The organism is Ciceribacter lividus, assembly GCF_003337715.1.
GTDB lineage: Bacteria > Pseudomonadota > Alphaproteobacteria > Rhizobiales > Rhizobiaceae > Allorhizobium > Allorhizobium lividum.
Genome location: NZ_QPIX01000011.1, coordinates 1 through 11951, shown reverse-complemented (window position 1 = coordinate 11951; position 11951 = coordinate 1). Strand labels below are relative to the sequence as shown.

Sequence of the window (11951 nt, the reverse complement as noted above, 5' to 3'; positions counted from 1 at the left end):
CGATCCGCCTTCGGGATGGATGACTGCCGCTTCAAAACAGGATGTCATCGAGTTCACCCGCCGCTTCCGCCTGTGCCGGTTCGCAACGATTTTCTCCGGCGATATGGCCAAAGAGCCCGTCATAGATCCGGCGTTCCGCCTCCATCGTGTAGCTCGCGCGCAATTGGCAAAGGAAATCGGCGTCAAGGTCCTGTCCCCCATCCTGTGCGACGGCCGAGGACGCAAGCACCGCCAGTTCCTTGCGTGCATTGCTCCAGCGGTCGGCGAAGTCCTGGCGTTCGACGGCGCTTTCGGCGGCGGCACCGAGTTCATGGAGTGCTCGCGGACCGCTTGCCGCCATGCCGGTTGCCCGCTCGCTCAAGCGCTCGATGACCGCTTCGAAGAGGCCAATCGCCGCGTTGGCGTCCTGCTCGATCGCCGCGATGCCCTCGGCCGGGCCCGTTGAGCGGGCCGTCATCAGGGCCCGCGCGATATCGCCTGCGCCGTCGAGCGCGGTGACGATTGTTCCCGCGGCGGTCGCCGTCTGCCCCGCCAGTTCACGGAGATCGTGGGTGATGACGCGGAGCGCGTGGCCTTCCGCTCCGAGCTTGCCGCACTGGATGGCGGTGTTGAGACTGAGAAGATGGATCTGGTGCTCGATGTCCGTGATCGCGCGAACGCGGTCGAGCATGGCCTCGAGGGCCTCGGCGACGTGGTTGACGGCCGCCTCGGTCTTGTCGCGGGTGTCCCGGAAATCCCTGAACAGGGAAGAGATTTCCCGCAGGTCGTCGACCATGCCGTGCAACGCCGTTCCGCCGGACGACAGAAGTATCTCCGCTTCCTCGCTGCCGGAGTGGAGCACCGACGAGGCATCGAGGGAAAGCTGCCGGAGCGAATGGATGATGTCGCCGATCTTCTGGGAGAAATCCGCCATGGTCTCGTCAAGCTGGCTCACCTGCAAATTGCAGACCGCCGCGAAGGTTGCGTCCGCACCAGGAACATCGGGCAGACGTCCGGCAAGGAGGGCCAGCGCCTGCTCGACATGCTCGATGCGCTGGCGAGTGACGTCGCCCGTCTGCAATCCGGCGATCGCCGCGCCGATCCGGCTTCTGATCTGCAGCGTCAGCGACGCATGTTCCTGTGCCCGCGCCTGTGCGCTCGTGCGGTGTTCGACGATGGTTGCCAGATGCTCGCGAATCCGGCCGGAGATGGTGCCCGTGGTGGCGCCGTGGCGCCGCGCGAGTGCGGCGTTCGCGAGATGCGCTTCCGAGAGCGTCTCGGCAAATCTCCGGTGCGCCTGGCCGAGCGTCGTGATCGCGCTTTCCACGCTCTGCGCGAGTTCGACCATGTCGATCGTGAAGGCGCCGAGATCCACCTGGTCGCTCAAGATGCCGGCGGCGGCGATGCGCGCGTTCACGGCGACGAAGCGGATCGCGCGAACGGCATTGCGAAGCCCTGCGACAGGCGTGTCCAGGCTGGTCGCCATGGCCGTGAGCTGCGCGATTTGCTCCTGTTCGTCCGCATGTGAGGCGGTGAGTTCGCCCAGCTGCTCCCGTACCGTTTCGAGACTCGCTGCCGCGGCAAGAAAATCGGCGCTTTCGAGTTCGGCCGGCATCGCCTGGTGGAGGTTCGAGATCTCGTTCAGCAGGCCGGCGCAGGTGCCTAGATGCTCGCCCATTTCGAGGAAGGTCTTTTCGATCACCTTTCTTGGCTCGGCGAGCTCACGCGCGAGGTCGATGAGCCGGCCCGCCAGGTGGCCCGCACCCGGTTCGTCCGGCTTTGGCCGGAGTGCGATGGCGGTATTGTAATGTCTCATGCTGCGCCTGCCGCGGATCTGGGACGGGTCCCGTTGATGATGTCGTCGGCAATGCGGTCGAGCGGCAGGACCCGCTGGACGCCGCCGAGTGCGATTGCTTCCTTGGGCATGCCGAAGACGACACAGCTCGCCTCGTCCTGGGCGATGGTCAGGGCACCTGCGGTCCGCATCTCCAGGAGCCCGTGGGCGCCGTCGTCCCCCATGCCCGTCAGAAGGACACCGGTCGCGTTCGCCCCGGCGCTCTGGGCGGCGGAGCGGAAAAGGACGTCGACGGAGGGGCGGTGGCGGGAGACGTGCGGGCCATCCTTGATCGTCACGCGATAGTGCTTGCCGACGCGCTCGAGCAGCATGTGGCGATTACCGGGCGCTATGAGCGCCTGGCCGGCGACGACAGCGTCGCCATGGGCGGCCTCCTTGACGGAGATGGCGCAAAGGCTGTCGAGGCGTCGCGCGAAGGCGGCCGTGAACTTTTCCGGCATGTGCTGGACGATGACGATCCCCGGGGAATCGGCAGGGAGCTCGCCAAGCAGCTGCCGCAACGCCTCGGTCCCGCCGGTCGAGGCTCCGATGCAGATGATCCTGTCGGTCAGCACGCCGTTCGCGCGCACCGGAGCCATGGCGGGCAGAATGGCGTCGGCGCTGAGCTTCGCCTCGGCCTTCACGGGCGGGGCGGGGCGACGGCGGTTACCGATGCGGGAGTGCGCCGCGGCACGCGCGACGTCGCAGATCCGCATCTGCGACTCGGCAAGGGCATGAGCGGTGTCGTATCGCGGCTTGGTGATGACGTCGACGGCTCCGGCTTCGAGCGCCTGTACGAGGGTGTCCGAGCCCTCCTCCGTCAGTGACGAACAGATGACGACGGGGATCGGCCGCTGGCTCATGATCTTGCGCAGGAAAGTGAGCCCGTCCATGCGCGGCATCTCGACGTCAAGGAAAATGACGTCGGGAACCTGATGGCGCATGCGCTCGACCGCCACGTAGGGATCGGATGCGGTTGCCATCACCTCGAGATCGGGCGTACTGCTGATGATGTCGGCAAGGGCTTGGCGTACCGCGGCGGAGTCGTCCACGATCAGCACGCGGATCTTTGCCGCCGGGTTGCTGGGGGATAAGCCGGGCACGGAATGTTACCTCAGTCCTGACGTGTTTTCGAAGACGCCCGGCGCCCACTGCTTGAGCTGCAGGTTCGTGCCGATCATCGATTCGGAGTGGCCGAGGATCAGGAAACCGCCGGGGCGCAGATGGCCCACAAGCCGCGACACCACCGCTTCTTGCGTTGGTTTATCGAAATAGATCAAAACATTACGCAGGAATATCACATCGACGTCGCGGTCGACGGGATAGGTTTCTTCCATGAGGTTGAGGCGCTGGAAGCGCACGAGCCGCCGGAGCTCGGGAACGATGCGGACCTCCCCATGCCAGGAGGTGGTCCGTCCGCGCATGAGATAGCGCTCCTGCATGTCGAGCGGCACGGGCGCGATCATCTCTGAAGGGTAGGTGGCCTGCCTACCCGCCGCGAGCATTTCCGTCGAGATGTCCGTGCCGAGAATGGCGAACTGGAAATCGTCGCCGCGTTCGACCATGTCGGCCAGTACCATGGCGATGGTATAGGCTTCCGCGCCGTTTGAACTTGCGGCGCTCCACAGCTTCAGACGCGGCTTCGCGCCCGCGGGGCGGCGTGCCGTCAGAGACGGTATCAGCTTCTGTCGCAGCAGGACGAAGTGCTCGTTTTCGCGAAAGAAGTCGGTCTTGTTCGTCGTGACGGCGTCGATGACGTGAACCAGTTCGTTTTCGAGGCCGTTCTCGTGGAACAGGTACCGGCAGTAGTCGGTGAGCGATGCGCAATTGAGGCTGCGCATGCGCTTGCGCAGGCGACCCTCCACCATCAGCCGTTTGGCCGGCGGCAGCTTGATGCCGACATGGCCGCCGATCAGCGTCGCGATACGGCTGAAATCGGCGTCGCTGAGGCGGTCCTGTCCTGTCCGGGCCGGTGTTTCTGTAACGCGAAGTAAGGCTTGAGACATCAGGAGGTCCGATTTCGTGGGAGTGGGATGGGATCGGCGGCGGCCGCAAGCGGCTCGCGGCCAGTGGTGCGGGAAAACGCCCTCAGGCGGCGTGCGCGGGCGGTGAAATCAGCATCGCCTCGCCCGAGCTGAAAAGGCGCCCGAGGTCCAGAACCGTGACGAAATTGCCGTTTCGGCGGCCAATCCCGGCGATGAATTCGGAGCGCCATTTGACGCCGATCTCCGGCGGGGCGTCGAGCTGCTCTTCATCGAGAATGCTGACCTCGAAGACCCGGTCCGTCTTGAGGCCGAAGGTAAGTTCGCGCTCGCCGACCGGAACGTTGAGCACGATGATGCGGGTGTCGGGCGTGTCGTCGCTCTTCTCAAAGCCGAGCTTCAGGCGCAGGTCGACGACCGGCACACCCTGGCCGCGCACATCGATCATTCCGAGAAGATGAGGCGGAGCGTGGGGAAGTCGCGAAATCGGATGAACTTCGAGGATCTCTCTGACCCGCTCCACCGGCACACCGAGAAGTTCGCCGGCGATGCCGAGGGTCACGTATTGCCGTATGTCAGCCATGGGGCACGCTTCTTTCGTGTAAGTCGTTCGTCGGTCCGGCCTCTCCCCCCAAAGACTGGCAAAGAAGGGGGGAGAGGCGGCCGCCCGTGCCGTCGGCATCGGGCGGAAAGGTGGCGGAGCGGATCAGGCCGAGCGCTTGAATTCCGCGTCGAGCTTGTCTCCGGCGTCCCCGAGATCGAAGGCGAAGCCGCCGTTCGATTTCGACTGCCGGGTCGCGGCGAGCTGCGGGGCGGCTGCCTTCACCTTCTTCTGCAGACCGGCAACCGAATGTTCCGGAGCCGCATGCTGCATCTGGCGCACGGCGCGGGCGGAGGAGCCTGCCGTCTCATCGAGGCGGAAGTAGCTGATCGAGGACTGCAGCTGCTCGGCCTGGGTGGCGAGCTCTTCCGAAGTCGAGGACATTTCCTCGGCGGCGGAGGTGTTCTGCTGGGTCACCTTGTCGAGCTGCTGGATCGCTGCGTTGATCTGGCTGGCGCCGGCGTTCTGTTCGTTGGAGGCCGCCGAGATTTCTGCGACGAGTTCCGCGGTCTTCTGGATGTCGGGGACCAGCTTCGAGAGCATCTCGCCTGCCGACTGGGCCGCCTTGACGGTATCGCCGGAAAGGCCGGAGATTTCCTGGGCGGCAGCCTGGCTGCGTTCGGCGAGCTTGCGGACTTCGGACGCGACGACTGCAAAGCCGCGACCGTGTTCGCCGGCCCGGGCCGCCTCGACGGCAGCGTTGAGGGCGAGCAGGTCGGTCTGGCGAGCGATTTCCTGGACGATCAGGATCTTCTCGGCGATCGTTTCCATGGCCTTGACGGCTTCGCCCACGGCCTTGCCGGAGGTCTCGGCGTCGACGGCAGCCTGGCGGGCGATCGCCTGCGTCTGGCCGGCATTGTCGGCGTTCTGCTTGATGTTGGCGGCCATCTGTTCGACGGATGCCGAAGCTTCCTCTGTCGAGGACGACTGTTCGACCGCGCCCTGGCTCAACTGCTCGGCCGCAGCCGACAGTTCCTGGCTGCCGGCAGCCACGTTGCGAGTGGCGGAGACCACTTCGCCGACCACTTCCTTGAGCTTGCCGACCATCTGGTTGAGGGCGTCGACTAGGTCCTTGATCTCGTCGTTCGACTTGACGGTGGCCGTCGCGTTCAGATCACCGTCGGCGACCGCACGGGCAAGGTTGACTGCACTGGTGACCCCGCGGGAAATGTTGAGCACGATCCAGGTTGCTGAAGCCGCTGCGATCAGGGTGATGAGAGCAAGCGCCCCGATCAGCGTCATGCGCGCCGTTTCATAGGCTGCCGCGGAATCGGCCTGGCCCTGATTGACGTCATCGCGTAGCCGGGTGGTCATGTCGTTGAGGATGGCCATGGCCGCACGCCGGGAGTCAGCTCCCTGCGCACTCGCCACAGCGGCCTGATAGCCCCCGTTTTCGAGGCCCTTCGATACGGCTTCCTTGACCAGGGGCAACCAGGCTCCAACGCTCGTCTTGATATCCTGGAACGCCGCGTAGTCCGCACCGACCAGCAAGCCATCGGCCTTGGCGATATGCGCCTCGAGGTCACCGATGCGGGTGTCCACTTTAGCGGCGTCGTTTTTCTGGGCCTCAGGATCGGCCCGGTCGGTCAGGACTTTCAGAGTGTTGGCACGAATGCGCAAGATCAAGTCAGACATGTCGGTCAAAGCGATGTACCGGTTCATCGCGATGTTGTCCGTCGACACAGCCGCGGCGCTCTCAAGGCTCTGCCTCAGCTCATCCACCTGGCTAACCATGTTATTGTAGGCCTTGAGGGCTTCGTCCTGCAAGAGACTGTTTGCCTGCTCGATGGACTGAAGCGCGGCAAATTCCTGCACCTTGACATCAGCCTCGAGGAACTTGGCCCATGGCTCCTTGAAGGAGTCGATATTGGACCTGCCCTCGGCGCCAGACAGATCGTAGATCTTGGCAACGAGCTCATCGAGCGTCTTCTTGTTCTGCTCGATGGACGCCGACAGCTTTGCCACTTCGCTCTTGTCGGATGCGAGAACGAGCTGCTTTTCGTCCCTGTCGATACGCACTGCGGTCGCATCGATCTGGTTGGCAAATCTGATGCGCGCAATTTGGTTGTCGATCAATCCGTCATAGGTGCCACGAAGGGTTGCGAGGTTGTTGATGCCCAGGAACATACCCCCGGCCGACAACAAGACGACGGTAGTAAATACCGCACCCAATTTAACTTTCAGTGTCAATCTCATAGAGTTTTTCCTTCTTCCAATTCGAGTTCGAGGACCTTGCGACCCTCGGATCCAAAAATTCTTTCCATATCGGGGATGATGATGAACTCGTCCTCGCGTTTGCCGATGCCCCGAACGTATTCGGGACGCCACCGCATGCCGACCTTCGGCGCTTCCTCGATCGAGGCCGACTCGATGTCGGTGACGTCATGCACCCTGTCGGCCAGGATGGCGGCGATGGTCGGTTCGCCGTCGAGATTGATCTCGATGACGACGATGCGGGTATCGAGGTCCGGCGGCGGCCGATCCATGCCGAACATGACGCGGAGGTCGGCGAGCGGGACCACGCGGCCGCGGACGTTGATCAGTCCACTGACGAAGGGTCGTGCGTTCGGCACTTCGGTGATCGGCACGACATCGAGGATCTCGCGCACGCTCTCGGCTTCGATGGCGAAGAGCTCGCCCTGCAGTCCGAGCGTCAGCGCCTGCATCGAGGTGGTGGGTATCCGCGAACGTTCGCCGCTGGCGTTTACAGCTGCACTCTTCATGCCGCTCTCCCCGCTTGCGCTGCCCTGAGGCGGTTCTCGAAGCTCTGGCCGAACCGCACGAGATGGGTGACGTCGAGGATCAGGGCCACCGTGCCGTCTCCGAGGATCGTGGCGCCGGAGAAGGTTTCGACGTCGGCGTGCAGCTTCGACAGCGACTTGATGACCGTCTGGTTGTTGCCGAGGATCTGGTCGACGACAAGACCGACCCGCTGTTCTCCGACGGCGACGATGACGACCTTCTGGTGAAGATCCGGCGGAGCCTCGGTCCTGAACAGCTCGCGCAGTCTGAGGAACGGAACCAGCGAGCCGCGGATGTTGAGAAGGCTTCGGCCCTTTCCGACGGTTTCCGCCGTGATCGGCAGTTCGACGCATTCCTCGACCGCAGAGAGGGGAATGCAGTAGCGGCCGTTGCCGACACGCACCAGCATGCCTTCGATGATGGCGAGCGTGAGCGGCAGCCTCAGCGTGACCGTCGTTCCCTCGCCCGGCTTCGAGGCGACGTCGATCGATCCGCGGAGCATGTCGATCGTCCGCTTCACCACGTCCATGCCGACGCCGCGGCCGGACACGGAGGTGATCTCCCTCGCCGTCGAAAAGCCGGGATGGAAGATGAACCGGAAGAGATCCTGTTCGGGAAGTTTCGCGTCCGGCGCAAGGAGACCCGCTTCCTCGGCCTTGGCGCGGATGCGTTCCGCATTCAGGCCCGCGCCGTCGTCGGTGATCGAAATCGCGACCTCCGCTCCGGTGTGGCTCGCGGCAAGGCGAACCCGCCCGACAGCCGGCTTGCCAGACGCACTGCGGCGGTCGGGCCTTTCCAGGCCGTGGTCGACCGCATTGCGGATGATGTGAACCAGCGGGTCGGCAAGCCGTTCGATCATCGTCTTGTCGAGCTCTGTCTCCTCGCCCGTGGTGAGGAATTCCACCTCCTTGCCAAGGTCGCGCGAAAGATCGTGGACGAGCCGCCGGAAGCGGCCGAACAGCGTTCCGATCGGCACCATCCGGATTCCCATCGTCGTGTCGCGCAGGCCGGACGAGAGCCGTTCCAGTTCCTCGGCGATGGTCTTCAGGTTGACGTCGTTACTGGCGTCGGCGAGCTGCGACAGCCGCGCCTGGGCGATCACCAGTTCGCCGACACGGTCCATCAACTCGTCGAGACGTTCGGCGGGCACGCGCAGCGAGGAGCTTGCTGTTTCGCGAGCCTCCGTCGTGCGCGCTAATCTGGCGGCAGCAGGCGCGACGACCTCCTTCGCGGCTGTAGTCGGCGGTGCCGTGGTCGCGTCGGACGCCGGTGCCGCCTCTTCTTTGTCGCTCGCCTTTTCCATATCGGCCCCGAGAGCCTCGATCGACAGATCCATCCCATCCTTGAGGAAGATGAAGACGTCGTCGATGGCGTCCCGCGGGGCGGCGGTGGTCAGTTTCACATCCCAGGCGAGGTAACAGACCTCCGGGTCGATCACCTCGACCGGCGGAACGGCGTCGGCGTTGGCGGTCACCACGCATTCACCGAGACCACGCAGTTCGTCGATCAGCAGGAGGGGATTGGCGCCGAGCGCAAGCGCATCCTCGGGCAGCCGGAAGCGGATGTGCCAAAGGCGAAGGGAAGAGGAGGCAGAGGGTTCCGTCTCCATCAGAGCCGTTTGTGCGGCATTGCGGTTCGCAGCCGGGACGTTGCTGACGATTTCCTCCAGCCGTGCCAAGATCGGAGACCCCTTGGCTGCATGTTGACCGGGCTCGGCAATGAGCTCGCTGACGTGGTCCTTCGCGGCGAGCGCGACGGCGATCAGCGGGGCCGTGATGGCGGTCTCGCCCTTGCGGACGCGATCGAAGGCGGTTTCGAAGGCGTGGACGAAGCCTGCGACTTCGGTGAACCCGAACATGGCCCCCGAGCCTTTGAGCGTATGCAGGGCGCGGAAGGCGCTGTTGACCAGGTCGGTATCCTTCGGCGACTGACCGAGGTCGAGCAGGGACTGCTCGAGCTGCTCAAGCAGGTCGCGCGCCTCCTGGCGGAATGTTTCGACGGGATCGTTGGACAGCATCAGCCGGCAACCTTTCGGATGACCGACAGGAGTTGGTCGGGCATGAACGGCTTGACGATCCAGCCTGTCGCACCGGCGTCCTTGGCCTGCCGCTTGAGCTCTCCATCCGATTCCGTCGTCAGGAAGATGACCGGGACGCCGACGGAGCCCGGATGGGCACGGTATTTGCGGATGAAGTCGATGCCGTTCATCACCGGCATGTTCAGGTCGGTGACGACGGCGTCGACCTGGTTTGCCGTCGCTTTGGCATAGCCATCGGCGCCGTCAGCGGCCTCGATTACCTTGTAGCCGGCACTTGTCAGAGTCATTTCGACCAGCTGTCTCACGGAGGCGGAGTCGTCGATGGTTAGGATGGTCTTGCTCATGCGTCCTGCCTTTCTTTGAAGTTCGATGCCAACCCGAACGCATCGCGTCGTTCACCGTCGTCGCCTCCGTGACCAGCCAGCCCGGATTCGATGAGGATCGTCTGCAGCGCCTCGGAGGGGAGGGGGGAAATCGACAGGGACTTGTGCTGCTGTTCGGCGCTCTTGCGCGCCGCAAGCAGGAGCTGCACGACGGCGACGTCGAGGCTCTTCAAATCCTGGATATCGATCGTTATGCGGTTGGAGCCCGCCATGGCCTCGCGCAGTCTCGCGCAGATGGCGCGGGCATCGCGCAGTGTAAGCCGGCCAGAAAGGGGGATCACTTCGCCCGTTTCCTGCGATGGGATAGTCGAGTGCTCTGCTTTGCTTTCCATGCTCTCTTCAATGCTTTGTGGGTCAGCGAATGAGGTCGCCGATCCAAATGGCCAAGGGCGCTATCTTCTGGAAGATACACGCATAGATTGTTGTTACGGTCGAACGATGCCGTCTGAATGACGGCAGCACCGGCGATAAAGGGGGAAAAGGCCACGGGATCTGTGTTGACGACGAGCGCAACTGGCTCCGGCGGCATCATGCCACGCCCGCGATGGATCTCGCGTGCTCAACGTTGGCGGCTGGGGTTCCCTTCGTGGATCGGCCGATCTGCCGACCGATCCACGAAGCGGAACAAAGTGCTCAGGTTATTTCAAAATCGGAACGGAATTTCTATTTTCTTCAATACTTACATTAGGCTCTGCAAATTATTACTACAGTTTGCGTGGTCCAATTTTCGCCAGCCCCCTGAAGAAATCCTTAATCGGATTGATCTAGCGCAAAACGGCTTCGCAGAATGGATATGAAAATACCTATGTGGATATCGATCGCACCTTCCGGAGGTCAGTGCAGCAGTCCGCCGGCGCGGATCACAACCTGATGCGCACACATGTTCGCGGCGCCGACGCGCGGACCGGGGAAGCCGGACAGGGAAGGGGTCTTCAGCGGTTACGCGCCACGGCCATCGTCGCGGACAGACGAGATGCGTCCGCGCGCAGCCTTCGCCTCCTGCAACGTTTCAGTCGGAAGCTCTCCGAACGCTTCCCTATAGATAGAAGAGAAGCGTCCCATGTGGGTGAAACCCCATTTGCGGGCGATCGCGGCAATGGTGTTGCCGTCGGAGGCTTCCGAAATCTCCCGCCTGACTTCCTCCAGGCGAGCCTTCCGCAAGTATTCAAGAGGGGAGCATCCCCTGAACTTCTGGAAGGCGACCTGTAGCGAACGGGTGCTCGTACCGGCATTCCTGGCAATCTCGCCGATGCCCATCTGCGACGAAATATTGGCCATCATGAATTCGATCGCTCGCTTCACATGCCTTGGCGCCGCCGGCGAGACTGGCCGCACGAGTTGGTCGGAATATCGATGCGGGAATATCTCCAGGAGGGTGACGAGTGCCGCACGGAAAAGGCCTCTGATCAATGAATCGGGCGGGGTGCCGGTCGAAAGGTCTGCCAGTCGCGCCCAGATGAAGGTGGCGAGCTTGATAACGTCGCGTGCCTTGCCGGCGTCGATCTCTCCGACGACTTCGAAATCCTGAAGTACGGGCGCATCCAGCAACTCGCTCAACTCACGGACCACCGCGGAGCGGGCGAAGGCGAGGCCGAGGTGCCCGCAGTTACCCTGGAGAAAGATCGAATCCGCCGGCTGGAAATCCGTTGCGACGAGCGAACCGGGCACGGCCGCCAATCGAACGCCCCTGGCGGCCACCGCGAGCGCGCCCGTGAGAGGCGTGAGGATGCACAGCGACTCCGTCGGTGCGACAAACGAAACCTCGAGATCGTGACGGTTGATGTCGCTCCAGAGGTCGTAAGGACCGGCCTTGACGTGCAGGCGATCGACGGAAACGGAAGCGTCAGCCGAGGGGGCATGGAGGGTCACGGGCGCGATCGTCCGCCCGTAGAACTCGCTGACCTCGTTGATATCGGCATTGGTGACGCTGAAACGCGAGAGACTTGCCGTCAAGTTCTTACTCTTCGTATGTCTGTTGGAAGCCGCAATCGGGATGCTGGCAATCTGCCCGCCGGCAGGACCGCGCATCGTGCCGAGCGGAATTCTCTTGTTTCCGATATGTGTGGTGGAACCTGTCGTCGGCGCTCTTCGTCCAAAAGCGAAATGCGCTTCTTACTGATACAGCTCGTCGGTATGGGGTCAATTTGCGTCTGGACACGTCGCCGTTGGATCAATCAAATGCTGAGAGGGCTTTAGCCCGGGAAGCTTGCGCGGTGCTCGCCATCCGTGTGGCCGGTCAGTAGGCCGCCGAACTGATCCCGGCACGCTGGCTTTTCAGAAACAGGACATTCCAGCTTTGCATGCTAGTTCCAGATTGAATGCAACGCTGTTCGAAAATCTACACGCTTTGGTTTTCCATAGCCAATAGATGCCTACTGAAGATTTCCTTTGG

The 11951-nt window shown here is 63.1% G+C and carries 10 protein-coding genes; all 10 read right to left on the bottom strand.

Features of this window, described 5'->3' with window-relative positions; all coding sequences use genetic code 11:
• Positions 1–31: 31 nt before the first annotated feature.
• Positions 32–1795 carry a methyl-accepting chemotaxis protein gene (locus DFR48_RS17865; protein ID WP_114364580.1) on the bottom strand — a complete coding sequence of 588 codons (1764 nt, stop codon included), beginning with the start codon at positions 1793–1795 and terminating at the stop codon, positions 32–34.
• The gene (locus DFR48_RS17860; protein ID WP_114364579.1) at positions 1792–2916 is read right to left on the bottom strand and encodes a protein-glutamate methylesterase/protein-glutamine glutaminase; all 1125 of its coding nucleotides are present in this window, start codon (positions 2914–2916) and stop codon (positions 1792–1794) included. Before DFR48_RS17860 ends, DFR48_RS17865 begins: the two co-directional genes overlap by 4 nt.
• Before the next feature lie 6 nt (positions 2917–2922).
• The gene (locus DFR48_RS17855) at positions 2923–3819 is read right to left on the bottom strand and encodes a CheR family methyltransferase (RefSeq protein WP_114364578.1); all 897 of its coding nucleotides are present in this window, start codon (positions 3817–3819) and stop codon (positions 2923–2925) included.
• An 82-nt stretch (positions 3820–3901) separates the two neighbouring features.
• Positions 3902–4378, bottom strand: a complete 477-nt coding sequence (locus DFR48_RS17850) for a chemotaxis protein CheW (RefSeq protein ID WP_114364577.1) — start codon at positions 4376–4378, stop codon at positions 3902–3904.
• A 123-nt stretch (positions 4379–4501) separates the two neighbouring features.
• A complete protein-coding gene (locus DFR48_RS17845) occupies positions 4502–6586 on the bottom strand; it encodes a HAMP domain-containing methyl-accepting chemotaxis protein (RefSeq protein WP_245415650.1) in 2085 nt (694 codons plus the stop codon).
• A gap of 2 nt (positions 6587–6588) precedes the next feature.
• Entirely contained in the window at positions 6589–7119 is a 531-nt protein-coding gene (locus DFR48_RS17840; RefSeq protein WP_245415649.1) for a chemotaxis protein CheW, read from the bottom strand.
• Positions 7116–9155 carry a chemotaxis protein CheA gene (locus DFR48_RS17835; protein ID WP_114364575.1) on the bottom strand — a complete coding sequence of 680 codons (2040 nt, stop codon included), beginning with the start codon at positions 9153–9155 and terminating at the stop codon, positions 7116–7118. The genes DFR48_RS17840 and DFR48_RS17835 overlap by 4 nt, the downstream gene beginning before the upstream one ends.
• The gene (locus tag DFR48_RS17830) at positions 9155–9520 is read right to left on the bottom strand and encodes a response regulator (protein WP_114364574.1); all 366 of its coding nucleotides are present in this window, start codon (positions 9518–9520) and stop codon (positions 9155–9157) included. The genes DFR48_RS17835 and DFR48_RS17830 overlap by 1 nt, the downstream gene beginning before the upstream one ends.
• Positions 9517–9891 (bottom strand): STAS domain-containing protein, encoded by a 375-nt coding sequence (locus DFR48_RS17825; protein WP_114364573.1) that lies wholly within the window; start codon positions 9889–9891, stop codon positions 9517–9519. Before DFR48_RS17825 ends, DFR48_RS17830 begins: the two co-directional genes overlap by 4 nt.
• Before the next feature lie 607 nt (positions 9892–10498).
• Positions 10499–11512: an AraC family transcriptional regulator gene (locus DFR48_RS17820; RefSeq protein WP_170141921.1), complete on the bottom strand. Its 1014-nt coding sequence runs from the start codon at positions 11510–11512 to the stop codon at positions 10499–10501.
• Positions 11513–11951 lie beyond the last annotated feature (439 nt).

Excerpts from the sequence above, each read along its gene's own strand:
- DFR48_RS17865 (WP_114364580.1), bottom strand. The coding sequence starts at position 1,795 with ATGAGACATTACAATACCGCCATCGCACTCCGGCCAAAGCCGGACGAA.
- DFR48_RS17855 (WP_114364578.1), bottom strand. The coding sequence starts at position 3,819 with ATGTCTCAAGCCTTACTTCGCGTTACAGAAACACCGGCCCGGACAGGA.
- DFR48_RS17850 (WP_114364577.1), bottom strand. The coding sequence starts at position 4,378 with ATGGCTGACATACGGCAATACGTGACCCTCGGCATCGCCGGCGAACTT.
- DFR48_RS17840 (WP_245415649.1), bottom strand. The coding sequence starts at position 7,119 with ATGAAGAGTGCAGCTGTAAACGCCAGCGGCGAACGTTCGCGGATACCC.
- DFR48_RS17835 (WP_114364575.1), bottom strand. The coding sequence starts at position 9,155 with ATGCTGTCCAACGATCCCGTCGAAACATTCCGCCAGGAGGCGCGCGAC.
- DFR48_RS17830 (WP_114364574.1), bottom strand. The coding sequence starts at position 9,520 with ATGAGCAAGACCATCCTAACCATCGACGACTCCGCCTCCGTGAGACAG.
- DFR48_RS17825 (WP_114364573.1), bottom strand. The coding sequence starts at position 9,891 with ATGGAAAGCAAAGCAGAGCACTCGACTATCCCATCGCAGGAAACGGGC.